At 71.3% G+C, this 15,882-nt stretch carries 8 protein-coding genes; 1 reads left to right on the top strand and 7 read right to left on the bottom strand.

Annotation, left to right across the window (positions count from 1 at the left end):
- Nucleotides 1-120 precede the first annotated feature (120 nt).
- The 7 genes from OG452_RS26250 to OG452_RS26280 form a co-directional block, all read right to left on the bottom strand.
- A complete protein-coding gene (locus OG452_RS26250; protein ID WP_327298027.1) occupies nucleotides 121-3,402 on the bottom strand; it encodes a GH92 family glycosyl hydrolase in 3,282 nt (1,093 codons plus the stop codon).
- Between the two features lie 289 nt (nucleotides 3,403-3,691).
- Entirely contained in the window at nucleotides 3,692-4,774 is a 1,083-nt protein-coding gene (locus tag OG452_RS26255) for a PDR/VanB family oxidoreductase (protein WP_327298028.1), read from the bottom strand.
- Nucleotide 4,775: 1 nt separating this feature from the next.
- Complete coding sequence (locus OG452_RS26260; RefSeq protein WP_327298029.1) at nucleotides 4,776-5,720, bottom strand: metal-dependent hydrolase; 945 nt, start codon at nucleotides 5,718-5,720, stop codon at nucleotides 4,776-4,778.
- Between the two features lie 82 nt (nucleotides 5,721-5,802).
- A complete protein-coding gene (locus OG452_RS26265) occupies nucleotides 5,803-7,746 on the bottom strand; it encodes a hypothetical protein (RefSeq protein WP_327298030.1) in 1,944 nt (647 codons plus the stop codon).
- 68 nt (nucleotides 7,747-7,814) lie between these two features.
- The gene (locus OG452_RS26270) at nucleotides 7,815-10,925 is read right to left on the bottom strand and encodes an alpha-N-acetylglucosaminidase (RefSeq protein ID WP_327298031.1); all 3,111 of its coding nucleotides are present in this window, start codon (nucleotides 10,923-10,925) and stop codon (nucleotides 7,815-7,817) included.
- A gap of 602 nt (nucleotides 10,926-11,527) precedes the next feature.
- A complete protein-coding gene (locus tag OG452_RS26275; RefSeq protein WP_327298032.1) occupies nucleotides 11,528-12,175 on the bottom strand; it encodes a response regulator transcription factor in 648 nt (215 codons plus the stop codon).
- The gene (locus OG452_RS26280; RefSeq protein ID WP_327298033.1) at nucleotides 12,139-13,428 is read right to left on the bottom strand and encodes a sensor histidine kinase; all 1,290 of its coding nucleotides are present in this window, start codon (nucleotides 13,426-13,428) and stop codon (nucleotides 12,139-12,141) included. Before OG452_RS26280 ends, OG452_RS26275 begins: the two co-directional genes overlap by 37 nt.
- A gap of 231 nt (nucleotides 13,429-13,659) precedes the next feature.
- On the opposite strand from OG452_RS26280, the gene OG452_RS26285 reads away from it, so the two are divergent.
- Nucleotides 13,660-15,774, top strand: a complete 2,115-nt coding sequence (locus OG452_RS26285) for an MMPL family transporter (protein ID WP_327298034.1) — start codon at nucleotides 13,660-13,662, stop codon at nucleotides 15,772-15,774.
- Nucleotides 15,775-15,882: the final 108 nt, after the last annotated feature.

The raw sequence follows: 15,882 nt of genomic DNA on the forward strand, positions 1-15,882 counted from the left end.
GCCGGGCGTTGGCCGTACCGGGGCGGGCTGTGCCACGTGCGCCCGATGCGGGCGTCGGCGAAACGGGCCGTCGTGGCACGGATTCCGTGCCACGACGGCCCGCCGGCCGGCTGTTCCGGGTCAGGCGGTGGCCACCGCGAAGACGTGCAGCACGCCGCCATTCGTCGTGGACGGCAGCGTCACGCTAGCCAGCTGCTTGCCCGCCTGGAGTGTGACCGGCGCGGTCGCGAAGACCTCCGTGCCGACCGGGTCCGTACCACCGCCCTGGACATCGCGGTACGGGGTGTGGACCGCGATCGTGTTGCCGAACGACGGCTTGTCCCCTCCGCCGCCCAGCGTCCAGTCGCTGAAGCCGATGTCCGCCTTCTGCGTGGTGCCGTCGGTGTACGTCAGCGTCGCCGTACCGCTGGCCGAACCCTCGGCCGCGCTGCCCAGCAGGCTGAGCTCCGTGGCGCCCTGCGCCGACGGGACGTTCAGCACCTGCGGGGTGTCCCCGGCCACCTCGATGTTGTCGGGGTCTCCGGCTGCCACCTTCGGCCAGGTGAAGTCGAAGCCGCCGGACGAGACGGTACCCCCGGGTGTGGCCCCGGCCGCTGCCAGCGCCTTGCCCGAGTAGCTCCAGCCCTCACCGTCGAAGTTGGCCTGCGGGTTGTCGTCGTCGGAGGATATGGCCGTGCTGTTCCGGTTCCAGAGCATGCTGTTCTTCGTGGCGACGGTCACCGCGAACGACGTCTTCGGAAGCTCCTTGCCCGCCGAGGACTTCAGTGTGACCGGGACCGTGTAGCGGCCCTCCGCCGTGCCGGACGCGGCCGACACCGAGAGCTTCGCGCTCGCCGCGCCGCCCGCCGGGACCGTGAAGTCGCCCTGCGCGGGCTGCACCGTGACACCGGCCGGCGGTGTCGCCGTCCAGTGCACCGTGGTCGGCTCCTGCTCCAGCGTCTGCACCTTGACCGTGATGTCCGCACCGGCGGCGCCGGGCTCGATCTTCAGCTGCTCGGGGGTGGCGCCGGTGAAGTACTTCACGCCGCCGCCCGGGAAGGACGGCGGGGCGTCGGCCGCCGCGCTGCCCCACGAGGTGTCCGCCTTGGCGCCCAGCGTGTAGTCGAGGGTGCCGCCGTGGGTGACCAGTGAGGCCGGGACCCAGGGCTTGCCGGACGTCCGGCCGTTGACCTTCAGCCCCTGGATGTACGTGTTGTCCGCCGAAGCGGCCGGAGCGTTGACCGTGATGGTCCGGCCGTGCCCGGTGTGCACCACCACGTGCGGGAACAACGGCGCCGAGAGCGTCAGATCGGCGCGGCTGGGGTTCTGCGGGTACATGCCGAGTGCCGAGAACACATACCAGGACGACATGGTCCCGGCATCGTCGTTACCGGGAATGCCGCCCGGGGTGTCGGTCCACAGCTGGTCCATCTCCGCGCGGACGGTCTCCTGCGTCTTGTACGGGGCGCCCAGGTAGTCGTACAGGTAAGGCGTGTTGATGTCCGGTTCGTTGGTCGCGTCGTAGCGCGTGTCGTCCTTCGCCGAGAAGTCGAACTTGCCGTCCGGCGTACGGAAGAAGGCGTCCAGCCGCTTCACGGCGCTGTCATCGCCGCCCATGGCGGACGCCAGGCCCGCGACGTCCGAGTACACCATCCAGGTGTAGCGGGCACTGGTGCCCTCGACGAAGCCGCTGCCGGTGCCGGGTGTGAAGGTGCCCGCCCAGGTGCCGTCGGACTTGCGGTCGCGGATGTAGCCGCCCTGCGGCGTGGCGTTGGCGTCGAAGACGTTCGTCCAGTTGCCCGAGCGGTCCAGGAACTTCTTCGCGTCGGCGCTCTTCCCGGTCTGCCGGGACAGCTCGGAGAGACCGTAGTCGGCCGCCGCGTCCTCCAGGGTCTCGGCCGCGCCGCCCCAGCAGTGGCAGTTGTCGGAGGGTACGTACCCGAGCTTCAGGTACTTGTCGAGCGCGGGGCGCTGGCCCACGCACTCGACGTTGCAGCCGGAGCTGTCCGAGTCGTTCGCCGTCGGTACGGTCGCCGCCTCGACCAGCGACTTCAGTGCGCCCTTGACGTCGAAGTCATGGCCGCCGAACGCGTAGATCCCGGCGAGCGCGGCGTCGGACGGGTCGCCCGACATGACGCTCGTCTTGCCGTTCTCAAGGAGCCAGCGGTCCCACTCGCCGCCCCGCTGTCCCGCGTAGTTGTAGAGCGACTGTGCGTAGTCGCTGCCCGCCCTGGGGTTGAGCAGCGTCATCAGCTGCACCTGGGCGCGGTACTGGTCCCAGCCGGAGAAGGTGCCGTACTGCGCCTGCTGCCTCTTGGCCAGCCGGTGCGGCTTGCGGTCGGCGCCAAGATAGCGGCCGTCGACGTCACTGGTCAGCGTCGGCTCCAGCATGGAGTGGTAGAGCGCGGTGTAGAAGGTCGAACGCTGGGCGTCGGTGCCGCCGCCCACCTCGACCGACTTCAGCACCTTGTTCCAGGCGCCGGCCGCCTGCGACTTCACGGAGCCGAAGCTCTTGTGGGGCGCGTTCTCGGCGCGGAGGTTGGCTTCGGCGTTCTGCGGGCTGACATAGGAGACGGCGACCTTGGCCTGCGCCTCCGTGGTCCCGTCGGCGAAGGTGATGTACGCGCCCGAGCCCTTGCCCTCCACGGCGTTGCCGGACGAGCTGTAGCCCGTACCGCCGGACGCCGAGGTGGACCCCGGGCTGACCGTGCTGTCCTTCCAGGTGCCGACCTTGGCGAACGCCTTGTCGAAGTGGGCGGTGAAGTACAGCGTGTACAGGTCGTGCCGGTTGTTCGCGCTCTGCGGGCCGCAGAAGTTGCCCGCGGTGACGGAGCCCGTCACGGTCCGGGCCGCCTTGTCGATCTTCACGGTGGCGTCCGTGCTGCCGCTCTCCGAGTTGGAGGTGCGGAAGAGCATGCTGGCCGGCTTGTCCTTGGGGAAGCCGAACTGCCCGGAGCCGGTCCGTGGAGTCGTGGTCAGCGCGGCGGACGCGCCGTTGTCCAGGCCGACCTTGTAATAGCCGGGCGACGCGCTCTCGTTGGCGTGCGAGAAGCTGCTGGCGTACTTGGCGTCGGTGGTGTCCGCGCTGGGCGACGAGTCGACATCGCCCGTGTACGGCATGATCGGGATGTCGCCGTTCGCACCGGAGCAGCCCACCCCGTTGAGGTGGGTGAGGCTGAAGCCGCGGATCTTCGTGGCGTCGTACTGGTAGCCGCCGGGCGCGGGTGTGGAGACCTGCTTGCCCCTGGAGTTCTGCGGGCTCCAGGCCAGCATCCCGAAGGGCTGCACCGCGCCCGGGTAGGTGTTGCCCGCGTTGGCGGAACCGATCAGCGGGTGGACGTACGACACCGGGTCCTTGACGGTGCCGTGCGAGGATGCGGCCGAGGCGGGGGCGGCGGTGGCCGCCATCCCCAGAGCGGCCATGGCGGTCACCACGACGGAGCTGAGCGCTCTGGTCCCGGTGCGCGTCCGACGGCTGTGCGTGTCTGACACCCGTTCCTGCCCTTCGTGTGTGACGGACTCGTGTGTGACGATTCGTGCGAGACGGACTTGTGTGTGACGGGCGGTCAACATGTGCTGAACAGGAGCGCCGTCGACCACTCCGGAACGGCGCTCGCCCGACAACGTTGTCAACGACGTGAGGATGCTCCTCCTGCCGGTCCGGGGTGTCAAGGCTCCGCAGGCCTTGACACCCCGGCCCGGCGGATGCCTCCTACAGATCGAGGACGAGCCGCCCGCCCCGCGCCCGTGACACGCAGATCAGCATCGAGTCGTCCCGCTCCGCGTCCGTCAGCAGCTCGTCCCGGTGGTCTATCTCGCCGTCGATGACGCGCTGTTGGCAGGTCCCGCAGAAGCCCTGCTCGCAGGAGTACGGCACATTCGCCACCTCCGCGCGGACGGCGGCCAGCACCGTGGAGCCGGGCGCGACCGTCACCGTACGGCCGGAGCGGCGCAGTTCGACGTCGAAGCTGTCCGCGTCCGCCGCATCTGCCGCCTGCGGTGCGAACCGCTCCAGATGGAGCGCGGCTCCGGCCGGGAGCGCAGCCGTCACCGCTTCGAGCAGGCCCTCCGGGCCGCAGCAGTAGTACGCGGTCCCCGCCGGGTCGTCCCCGAACTCCAGGCCAGGGTGGCCCAGTTCGTCCTGCGGGACCACCGTGACGCGGCCCGCGCCCCCGCCCAGCTTCTCGGCCTCCGCCAGGAACGGCATCGAGGCGCGCGTACGCCCGCAGTACACCAGCCGCCACCGCGCGCCCGCCGCTTCGGCCGCCCGGAGCATCGGCAGGACCGGGGTGATCCCGATGCCGCCCGCGACGAAGACGTACGAGGCGGCTTCGACCAGCGGGAAGCGGTTGCGGGGGCCGCGGATCTCGATCTCGGCGCCCTCGTGGAGCTGTTCATGGACCTCGCGGGAGCCGCCCCGGCCGTCCTCGATCAGCCGGGTGGCGACCGTGTACGCCTCCCGGTCGGCCGGGTCCCCGCACAGCGAGTACTGGCGGACCAGGCCGGACGGCAGTACCAGATCCAGATGGGCGCCCGGCGTCCAGGCGTCGAGCGGTTCGCCGGACGCGCTCTCCAGCCGGAGCCGCACGACGCCGTCGGCCTCCGGGGCGCGCTCGGTGATCAGCAGCCGCCGGCCGACGGTCCGGTGGCGGCCACGGCCCGAGACCGGCGGCTCCAGCGCGGGCAGCGGCCAGAGCGGGGACGCGGCGATACGGCGGTGCAGGGCGCGCTTGGCGAGCAGGGCCGCACCGGCGACCAGAACGACCGTGTGGACGCGGGGCGGGGGCGGCGCCATCTCAGTGGGCTCCGTTCGCGGTGGCGGCAGTCGGGACGGTGGAATTCGCGACGGTGGAATTGGATGCGGGGGAGTTCGCGGCCGGCGAGTTCGCGAGATAGGCGACGGCCTGCGCCGTGCTGCCTTCCTGCGAGGGGTGGTAGGTACGGCTCAGATACCCCGGCACGGACCGGGCGATGGCCCCGGTCGTGGGCAGCAGCCCCTGCTTGCCGCGCCGGTGGTAGGCCCGCAGGGTCGCCCGGCCGTCCACAAGCAGCGGATCGTTCTCCATGAAGAATCTGACGCCGCGCTGCCAGAGGAAGACCAGTGCGGAGAAGGCGGTCGCCCAGGTGCGCACCCTGCGGCGGTAGCCGCCGTCGATGTGCTGGAAGACCTCGAAGGCGACCGACCGGTGTTCGACCTCCTCGGCGCCGTGCCAGCGCAGCAGGTCCAGCATGGTGGGATCGGCCCCGCGCCGGTCGAGCGCCTCCGCGTTGAGCACCCAGTCGCCGAGGAACGCCGTGTAGTGCTCGATCGCGGCGATCGTCGCGACCCGCTCCTTGAGCCACCAGCGGCTCGCCCGGCCGGGCGGCAGCGTCCGGTCGCCGAGCAGCTTCTCGAAGAGCCAGTCGACCTGGGCGGTGTACGGGGTCGGGTCGAGCCCCTGCGCCGCGAGGTGGGGGAGCACGTCGTCGTGTGCCTGCGAGTGCATGGCCTCCTGGCCGATGAACCCGATGACGTCCTGGCGCAACCGCGCGTCCCGGATCAGCGGCAGCACCTGCTTGTAGACGTGCACGAACCAGCGTTCGCCCGCGGGGAGCAGCAGATGCAGCACATTGATGGTGTGCGTGGTGAACGGGTCACCGGGCACCCAGTGCAGCGGGGTGGACTCCCAGTCGAAGGAGACCTTGCGGGCCTTGAGTGCTATGTGTTCCGAAGCCACCGGGGCGGGCTGCGTATTAGACATGGCGTCAATGTACCGACGGGTACGCCCAAGGGACAGGGCCTTGCACGCAGCCGTCCGGCCGCGCGAGCGCCGCGGGCCCCCGTCACCGCAGCGCGCCGACCCGGGTCCCGTTCGCCAGCCGTCCGGTCAGCTGCGCCTTCGTCCCCTGCTTGGCGGGCAGGGCGAGCAGCGGGCCGATGGCGCTGCCCGTGATGCCGCCCGTCGTGGCCAGCGAAGTGAACTGCGCGCTGCCCGCCGCCAGTACGTACCACTGCCCGTCGCGGGACTTCCACAGCACTCCGGCGAGCACCCGTGGCTGCCGTTTTCCGCAGGCCGGTGAGTTCTCCGACCGGGCCACCACCGTGTCGGGATCCGGCCCCCGGCCGCCCGGGACCCGGAACTGTGCGAGCACCCGGCTCCCGGCGCCGCGCCAGGTCTCCGCGCGGGTGCAGAGCCAGGCCGCCCGGCCGCCCGCGGCCGGCAGTTGCTGGGAGGCGAACTGCCAGGAGTTCACCGTGCGTACGCCGTGCGAACGGACCACGGGGAGCAGGCAGGCGGTATGCGCCCAGCCCGACAGGTCCGCCGCACCCGTCACGTCGTGCGGCCCGGTCGGCGGACCCGCGAGCAGCCGGGCCGGGGGCAGCTCGCCCAGGTCGGTGAAGAGATGCGTGCCCGCACCGTCGCCCAGCGCGAGCGCGTTCCAGGAGGTGCAGGTACGGGAGGCACCGGGGCCCGGTACCGGGTCGGTGACACCGTCGGCCGCGCGGGCCAGCGGCCGCGCCCCCGCCGCAGGGGCGAGCAGGTCCCGCACGCTCGCGCCCCGCACCCAGGGCGCCGTCAGATAGCGGACGTTGCCGTCGGTCCTGCCGACGACCAGCGCATCCGAAGCGACCTCGTCCGCGCCGTCCACCCGCGCGAAATCCAGCGCGGTGCCTCCGCCGCCGTCCTTCGCCTCCGCGTACCGCACCACCCGAAGACCGTCGTAGAGCAGCACGACCACCGCGTCGTCCACCGTGCCCGCGTACAGCAGCTGCGGCGCGCCCATCGGCGGCCCGGCGGGTGTGCCGGGGGTCGCCGAGACCTGTACGGAGTCGCCGGGGCGGGCCCAGACGGCGAGCGCGCGCCGCAGCAGCGCCGTGTCACCGGTGCGGTCGCCGCGCACAGGCCAGACGGAGAAGTCGGTACGGGCCGACGCCTTCCACGCGGTCCCCGCGACCCGGGTCAGCTTCGCCGGGTTCAGGGCCTGCTCGGAGACCGGGTTGCCGGTGTACGCCGGTGCCGCGGTCCGCCCGGCGCCCAGACCGCCGGCCGGCAGCGCCAGCAGCGTCCCGCACACCAGGACGGCGGCGGCCGAGGCCAGCGCACCCCGGCCGCGGCGTCTGCGCCGCAGCAGATCGGTCGGCCTGGCCTGGAGCGAGCAGGGGTCGAACGCGGCGGACGCCAGCAGCCCGTACTGCGCCGACGGGCCGTCCGCCCGGTCGAGCGCCGTTCTGGGGTCGGCCACTCCGGCGGCCTCCAGCACCCGCCGTACCCGGGTGTCGTCGAGCCCTTCGAGGCCGCGCAGCGCGTACGCGGCGCGGGCCGGCCCGGAGAGGGCGGAGAGCCGCTGGTCCAGGGCGAGTTCATCGGCGCCGCCGGACCGGGGGAAGAGCCGCAGTCCCCACACCTGGGGCAGCAGCGGAGGCAACTGGGCGCGGCGGGGCCAGGCGTTCCACCGCCGGGGCCGCGCGACCTCCAGCGCCGCCGCGACCACCCGGCCCCGCACATAGGCGTAGGCCGGGTCGCAGTCGTCCGCCCGGCGCGGCGACGGAAAGGAATCGGCCGCCCCGGACCGCCGTCCGCGCGGCAGCGCCCGCTGCGCGATGGAGTGGGCTGTCAGCACCCGGCGGTTGCGGCCGAGCGACGGCGGCAGGATCAGATACGCCAGCCGGACCAGCCGGGGGTAGTGCTCGACGAGCGCGGCCCCGGCCTGTCCGGTGTCGACATCTGCGGCATCGGCGGCGGCTGAGTCGGACGCGGGGCGACGGGTGAGATCCTTTGGCGGCACATTCAGCAGAACGAGCGAATGGTGCGTTGGTCACCGGGGGCCCCGCCGCGCCGGGGCCCCCGAACCGCTCAACTCAGCGACCAGCCACTGAAGTCCACGGTGCCGCGCATCCCGTTTCCGCCGTTCGTCGCACTCATGAAGATCCCCGTGTCCTGGCTGCCCGCCGCACTCGGCACGGCGACGGTGGCGACCGTGCGCCAACTGCCCCCGCCGTCCGTCGAGAAGGAGCCGGTGTACGCCGTGCCCGCCCGGGTGAGCCGCAGCACGACCGGTGCCTTGATGCCGGTGACGCGCTTGTAGGTGTCCAGCGCGCCGTCGCCGTCCGTGTCGTACGAGAGCACGACGCCCTGGCCCGGCGTCACCGCCAGGTTCAGGAACCCGGCCGAGCCCGGGGTCGCCAGGCTGTTGCGTACGACGATGCCGGACCGGGCCCAGCTACCGGTGTTGTCCTGGGAGTCCACCCGTACGGTCACGCTCGTGCCGTCGGACATCGCCCCCGCGCGGAACGCGGTGCCGAACTGGGTGGTGCCCTTCCACAGGTCCTGCCCGCCGCCGTTGATCGCCAGCCGATCGTCCAGCTGCCCGAACACCGCGTCGTTGCCGGTGTACGTCCGCCACCCGTCGGCGAGCGGACCGGCCACGTACACCGCGCTCTGCTCCCGCACATCCACCTGCTTCTCGCCCTGCGGTCCGAACCGCGTCACGAGGGTGTACGGCATCGGGCGCAGCGGAGTGGTCAGCGGGTCGGCGGGGGCGGTGACCTGCCAGGAGACCGAGCCGGACGCGCCAGGGCCGACCCTCTTCAGGGAGGTGCCGCCCTTCGGCGCCGCGTCCAGGCCGGTCAGCGTGAAATCGACCTGGCCGGTCGCGCGCAGCCCGTTGAGGTTACGGAAGCCGGCCGTGACCGTGCCGGTGCTGCCCGGGGTGAAGGCGACGGGCTGGGCGGAGACGGTGGCGGCGCCCTGGTACGGGGCCGTGGCCAGAGTGTCGTACACCCGCTGCGCGGTGCGGTACGCGTCGCCGGTCGCCTTCACGGGGTACGAACCGGTCCGGTGGGTCCAGGACTCCTCGTCCGGGTACCAGTCGAAGGTTTTGGCACCCCGGCCGTCGGCGAGCGCGGCCGCCAGTTCGTCCAGGAACGCCTGCCACTGCGGGAGATGGACGTCGCTGAGCAGCCCGTGCCAGTCGCGGTTCGCGTAGTTGCTGAGGTGGTCGGCGGCGGTGCGGTCACCCCAGGTGGTGATGAGGGTGCGGGCCGTCCACTCCAACTGCACCGCCTCGGCCGGGCTGGTGGCGAAACGCTTGGCCTCCTCAAGCCAGGGGCCGAGCAGGAACGCCTGGTGGCAGCCGGCCAGGGTGTCGGCTAGCCGCATCAGCTTCAGCCAGAGCACGGACAGCGCCCGGAGGGTGGCGGCGTCCTTGCCGGTGTAGGCGTCGTGCAGTTGGGGCAGCAGGATCCGGCCCCGGTCGGCGAGGGCCTGCCGGGCGAGGTCGACGAGGTCGTAGCGGTAGGCGTCCGAGCCGCGCAGCGGTGCCCGGACATCGAGCAGTGCGGCGAAAGCGGTGTCGAACCCGGCGGTGTCGAAGGCGGACTTCACGGAGGCGGTGAGGCTGGGCCGACGGGCGAAGAGCGAGTCGACCGGACGTCCGTCGGTGGTGGTCAGCTGGTACGCAGTCGTGGCGAGCGCGGCGAACGCCGTCCGCGCGGCGCGGTCGTCCCCGCCGTAGCGCACCCCGGCGTACTGGGTGAACCACGCGGTCCGGTCGATCTTCTCGGTGCGCCAGGCCAGTTCGCTGAAGAGCTCGAAGGCGGCCGGGTCGCGCTCGGCGGCCTCCGGCATGTACGCGGTGCCGGCCAGCGCGCTGCCCGGCTTGTCGCGCCACGCGGTGAACTTCTCCGTCCAGCGGTCGGTGTCGGCGCCGATCGTCGTACGGCCGCCGAAGTCGGGGATGGAGCCGAAGGCGTACGGCGCGCCGCCCCAGGTCTTCTCGCGGTCGGTGACGGTGTCGATGTCGGAGAGCCCGTCGACGATCAGGATCCGGTCGGTGTCCACGGCCCGGAGCAGTTCGGCGCGCGGGTTGGCTCCCCAGCCGAGGATGACCCAGGTGGCGTCGGGGTGGACGGTGTGCAGGGCTGTCTCGACGGCCCGCGCGGCATCGGCGACCGGGACGTCACCGGGGGTGCCGCCCTCGTGGAGCAGGTCCATCTTGAAGTGTTCGGCGTCGCCGAGGAGTTCGGACTGGTGCCGGTAGAAGGCCGCGGCCACCCGGTCGAACACCTCCGACCTCGGGTCGAGCCAGTCGGGGCGTCGCAGCCCGTTCCAGGTGCCCTGCGGGACGACGTCGGCGCCTGGGTTGCGGTCCGGGAACCCGTCCGGGACTGTCCCGAAGTAGCCGGGGAACACCGGGTGCATGCCCAGCTCGCGCAGCCGGTCGGCGATCCGCCGGCCCAGGTCGGCGCGCCGGTCGATCAGCGCGGTGGAGAGCGGGCCGCCGTATCCGCTCATGTTCTGGAGGAGCCACCAGGGCTGGTGGGAGGGGGCGGGCAGCCAGGTGCGGGCCTCGGTGTCGGAGTACCCGAAGTCCTGGAGCAGCCGGTGGTAGACGGCTTCCTGACCGGGCGTGATGAGGACTTCGTTGCAGCCGTGCAGGGCCAGCACGTCGATCGTCCGTTCCCAGTGCGGCCAGTCCGCGTACGGGGCGGTGTAGCCGTCGTGGGTGTCGTTGAGCGCGAAGCGGTGCGGGACAGTCGCCGACTGCTGGATGGCCTTGCCGGGGGCGGGCAGCCGCTTGGGCAGGTCGAGCTGCGAGGTGTTCCACGAGATGTGTGCCCGGCAGACGTACTTGAGGTACCAGTGGACGCCGGTCAGTGCAGTGGCGGGGCCGGTGGCGGCGACCTCGATCCGGCCCGCCGAGCCGGCGACCCGGAAGCGTTCCCCACCGGTCAGGGGTGTGAGCGTGAACTGGTCGGCGTGGAGCGGCAGCAGACGCTTCAGGGCCGCGCGGGCCGGTCCGGTGTCGAGCGGCTCCGGTGCGGCGGGGGAGTGGCTCATGGGAAGGCCCAGGGGAAGGGCGGCCGGTGCGCCGGCCGCTGCGGCGGGGGTCTGCGCGCCGATCACGGCGCCGGCGCCGATCACACCCGCGGTGCTCAGCAGCGTACGTCTGGACAGCTCGTGCATCGGCACTCCTCGTGTTGCGCGTCAATGCTGCTGACGGTCCGTGCGATGACAGATGCATGCGATGCGCACGGTAATGACGAGGGGCAGGTGGAGCAATGGGGCGCACAGGTTCGGGTGCGTAAAAGCGGCCCGGTTCCATCTTTCGGCCCGCCGAATCCAGGATTGACAAGGTGGGGAGTTGGGTATCACACGGCGATCCCGAACTGGGCGATTTCGTTCTGTCAGTGGCTTGGTCGCTGTCCGGGTGCGTGGGTGATCTGCATTCCGTAATGAACAGAATCAGGTCCGAGGAGGGCCTGAAATCGTACGCCTGGTACACCAGGTACTGACCTGCGACGATCTTCTGCGGGCACGCCGCGGTTCGTGGGCATTACGGCTGGATCCGGGTGCAATCGGCGTCGCTGGGTCCGAACTGATTGATGAAATGCGCCGCAGCGTACGGCCGTTGCATTCGAGCGGTCGGCATTCAAGCCGCTCAAGGGGAGGGCCGGTCCATCACCTGGCCGGAAACGTCCGCGTTCATGGCTCATGTGTGCTGTTTCGCGGGACGCCAAAGTCGAACTGAATAAAACGGGACCACGGACCGTGCCATGCCCCCTGCCCTACCCCCGGTCGAGATAGGCGAGCACCGCGAGGACCCGCCGGTTGTCGTCGTCCGACACCGGCAGGCTCAGCTTGGCGAAGATGTTCGACGTGTGCTTCGCCACCGCCCGCTCCGTCACCACGAGCTGACCCGCGATAGCGGCATTGGAACGCCCCTGTGCCATCAGCTCCATGACCTCCAGCTCGCGCGGGGTGAGGCTGCCCACCGGCTTGTCCTGGGCCCGCCGGGACAGCAGTTGCTGGATCACCTGCGGGTCCATCGCGGTACCGCCCGCCGCCACCCGGCGTACCGCGTCGATGAACTGGTCGGCGTCGAACACCCGGTCCTTGAGCAGATATCCCACGCCACCCGTACCGTCCGCCAGCAGCTCGCGGGCGTACAACTGCTCCACGTGCTGCGACAGGACCAGGACCGGCAGCCCGGGTCTGGCCCGGCGGGCGGCCAGCGCGCACTGGAGGCCCTCGTCCGTGTGGGACGGCGGCAGCCTGACGTCGACCACGGCGACGTCAGGCTGCAATTCGGCCAAGGCCTTTGTCAGTTCGGGTCCGGTCTCGACCGCTGCCGCGATCTCGAAGTCGTACGCCTCCAACATCCGGACCAGGCCGTCTCTCAGAAGGAAGAGGTCTTCGGCGAGGACAACGCGCACGGAATCTCCATCGTCACCATGGTCGGGCCGCCCACTGGGCTGTTGACGGCCAGTACGCCGTCGAATGTACCCAGTCGGCGTTCGATTCCGCTCAGCCCCGAACCCTTTCCCGCTGACGCACCCCCGCGGCCGTCATCGGTGACCGATATCCGCAGCATCCCCTCGGCGTGGTGGATGTCGGCCCAGATCCGGTCCGCCCCCGCGTGCTTGACGGCGTTCGTCAGGACCTCGCTGACCGCGAAGTACGCCGCCGACTCGACCGGGGCCTCCGCGCGGCCCGCCATGTCCACCTCGACCTCGGTCGTCACGGGCAGCCGCAAGGCCAGCGCCCTGACCGCGTCACCGAGTCCCCGCTCGGCCAGCACCGGCGGGTGGATGCCGCGCACCAGGTCACGCAGCTCCGTGAGAGCCTCCGCCGATGATTCGCGGGCCATCGACAGCATCTTCTTCGCCTGCGCCGGGTCCTTCTCGATGAGCGCCTCGATGGTGGACAGATTCATGCCCATGGCCACCAGCCTGGCCTGCGCGCCGTCGTGCAGATCCCGCTCGATCCGGCGCAGTTCGGCAGCCGAACTGTCCACGGCGTCGTGCCGGGTCTCAGTGAGCCGTTCGATGCGCTCGCCCAGCTCTGCCTCCCTGGTGGGGGCCAGCGCCGACCCGGTGATGGTGAAGTGGACACGGATCAGAGCGGGCCCGAAACGCAGTCCGGCTGCGATCCAGCAGATACCGACCAGGGCCGCGAACGCAGCGGTGGTCCAGCTGTCGACCCGGACGAACTCGTACCAGTACCCACCGCCCGCACGGACGATCGGCTTCCAGAGACCGAGCAGCAGGAGGATGCCGAAGAGACCCTCGCTGAGCAGCGACAGCGGGAGCAGCGCGGTGACCGCGCCCACCGTCATGTCGACCAGCAGCCAGCGTATGTCGCGCCACGTCGCGGGGTCCTTCACCAGCACCGTGCAGCGCTCCACCTGACCGGCTGTGCCCGATCGCGGGTGGAGCGGGAGCGGCCGGCGCACCACGGGAATGCGGGTGCCCGTCCACTTGGCCGCCAGCAGCCGGCGCTGGTTGGCGTGGGAGCGGATCAGCTCCAGCAGCGCCGGCGTCGTGAAGACACCGACGCCGACCGGGATCAGGGCGATCGACGTGACCGCCAGGGCGAAGAGCGTGATCGAGCCGATGAGTGACATCCCGGCCAGCGCCAGGCCCCGTACGGCCGTCAACCCCGCGTCGCGTGCCTTCGTCGCCCTCATTGATGTCCCTCTCGTCCCTGGCCAGGTGAGCACCGGCCTGGACACCAGTGTGGCCGCAAGGGGGCGCCCGGGGCATTGGGTTCTGCACCCGATTCGGGGGTGTAGCTGGCACCACCCCGGGCCCTCGCCCTATGGCTCCGCACAGGGTGCCTGGACGGCTGGGGCCGCCCGCGGCCCGTTCCTAGCGTGTGAAGCGAACCAACCGACGCTTACATCTGGGGGCGGAACGCCATGAGGCTCAACCTCGCGGCACGTATCGGTGTGTGGAGTGCCCACCACCGAAGAACAGCCATTTTCGGCTGGCTGGTGTTCGTGGTGCTCGCCATGGGCATCGGCGGGGCCTCCGGCATGGTGAACATGTCGGACTCCGAGAACGGCGCGGGCGAATCGGCGCAGGCCACCCGGATCCTGGAGGACGCCGGTCTCAGCAGGCCCGCCGGCGAGATGGTCATGGTGTCGGGCAGCGGCGCCGGCGACTGGAAGCCTGTGGCACGCGCGGTCACCGCGGCCGTCGGGAAGACCGGAGCGGTGCGGAACATCGCGGCGCCCGTCCCCTCGAAGGACGGCAGGGCCGCGCTGATCACCTTCGACATGAAGGGCGACGCGGACACCGCGGCCGACCGGGTGGGGCCGGTGCTCGACGCGGTGTCCGGGGTGCGCGCCGACCGGCCGGACGTGCGGATCTACCAGTTCGGCGACGCCAGCGCGGGCAAGTGGCTCGGCGATCTGCTCTCCAAGGATCTCCGCTCGGCCGAATTCACGGCAGTGCCACTGGCGTTGGGCATCCTGCTGGTGGCCTTCGGGGCCGTGGTGGCCGCGCTGCTGCCCGTCGGGCTCGCGCTGACGGCGTGCATGGCGGCCTTCGGGCTGCTGTCGCTCGCCAGCCACCAGCTGCACCTCTTCCAGACCACGTACTCGGTGATGTTCCTGATGGGCTTCGCCGTCGGCGTCGACTACTGCCTCTTCTACCTGCGGCGCGAACGCGACGAGCGGGCCGCGGGGCGCGACGCCGAGACCGCCCTGCGCATCGCGGCCGCCACCAGTGGACGGGCCGTGCTCGTCTCGGGGGTCACCGTGATGGTGGCGATGGCCGGGATGTTCCTGTCCGGCCTGATGCTGTTCGAGGGCTTCGCGCTCGCCACCATCATCGTGGTCCTCATCGCGATGCTCGGCTCGGTGACGGTGCTGCCCGCGCTGCTCTCCTGGCTGGGCGACCGGATCGACGGCGGGCGCGTCCCGCTGCTGAACCGGCGCAGCAGGCGCGGCGTACGGCAGAGCGGCGCGACAGCCGGACGGCTGCTGAAGCCGGTGCTCGCCCGCCCCGCGCTCTTCGCGGCCGGAGCGGTGGTGGCGCTGCTCGCCCTGGCGGCACCCGCGCTGGGTATGAAGACGGAGGAACTCGGCCTGGAGAAGCAGTTCGGCTCGTCGTCCGAACTGTCGGTCGCCTACCGCCATATCGCGGACACCTTCCCCGGTGGCCCCGCCCCGGCCACGGTGGTGGTCAAGGCCGACGACATCGGAGCGCCGGGCGTACGCAAGGCACTCGCCGGATTCGACCAGGTCGCCGTGCACAGCCGGCAGAACGTCGCGGAGATCGAGGTGCCCCTGCCCACGGGCCGGGCCGGCCTGACGGAACTGCGGGACGAGCGGCTGCCCGCCGCCTTCGACGGCACCGGCGCCCACGCCTACGTCACCGGGGAACTGGCGAATTCGCTCGACTTCAACCATCAGCTGAAGCACGGAATCGTTCCGGTCTTCGCCTTCATCACGGCGGTGACCTTCCTGCTGATGCTCTGCTGCTTCCGCTCGTACGTCATCGCCCTGACGTCCGTTCTCCTCAACCTGCTCTCGGTGGCCGCCGCGTACGGGGTGATGGTCGCCGTCTTCCAGCACGGCTGGGGAGCGTCGCTGATCGGCTCGGAGAAGGCTGGTGCGATCGAGTCCTGGATGCCGCTCTTCGTCCTGGTCGTCCTCTTCGGCCTCTCGATGGACTACCACGTGTTCGTCGTGTCCCGGATCCGGGAGGCGCGCGAACGGGGGCTGAGCACCAGGGGCGCGGTCGACGAGGGCATCCGGCGGACCGCGGGCGCGGTGACCGGCGCCGCCGTGATCATGGTCGCGGTGTTCTCGGTCTTCGGCTCGCTCTCGATGCAGGACATGCAGCAGATGGGCGTCGGCCTCGCGGTGGCGGTACTGCTGGACGCGACCGTGGTGCGGATGGTGCTGCTGCCCGCGGTGATGACGCTGCTGGGCGAGCGCAACTGGCGTACGCCGAAGGGGCTTTCCCCCCGGCGGCCCGGCCCCGGTTACCGCGACGCGGCCCCGAAGATCCCGGCAGGCATCTGACCGAATACAGACGGCGGCACGCGGCAGCGCAGCGCCCTCCCCGGGTGCCATGGGACGTGGGACACGGGGTTTGGAACAAGCCGGGGAGGGCACCGCGCTGGGTGTCGC

The sequence above is a fragment of the Streptomyces sp. NBC_01197 genome (genome assembly GCF_036010505.1).
Classification (GTDB): Bacteria; Actinomycetota; Actinomycetes; order Streptomycetales; family Streptomycetaceae; genus Streptomyces.

Bases quoted from the DNA above. Each gene is read 5' to 3' on its own strand.
- OG452_RS26250 (WP_327298027.1), bottom strand. From the start codon at position 3,402: ATGGCCGCTCTGGGGATGGCGGCCACCGCCGCCCCCGCCTCGGCCGCA.
- OG452_RS26255 (WP_327298028.1), bottom strand. From the start codon at position 4,774: ATGGCGCCGCCCCCGCCCCGCGTCCACACGGTCGTTCTGGTCGCCGGT.
- OG452_RS26260 (WP_327298029.1), bottom strand. From the start codon at position 5,720: ATGTCTAATACGCAGCCCGCCCCGGTGGCTTCGGAACACATAGCACTC.
- OG452_RS26270 (WP_327298031.1), bottom strand. From the start codon at position 10,925: ATGCACGAGCTGTCCAGACGTACGCTGCTGAGCACCGCGGGTGTGATC.
- OG452_RS26280 (WP_327298033.1), bottom strand. From the start codon at position 13,428: ATGAGGGCGACGAAGGCACGCGACGCGGGGTTGACGGCCGTACGGGGC.
- OG452_RS26285 (WP_327298034.1), top strand. From the start codon at position 13,660: ATGAGGCTCAACCTCGCGGCACGTATCGGTGTGTGGAGTGCCCACCAC.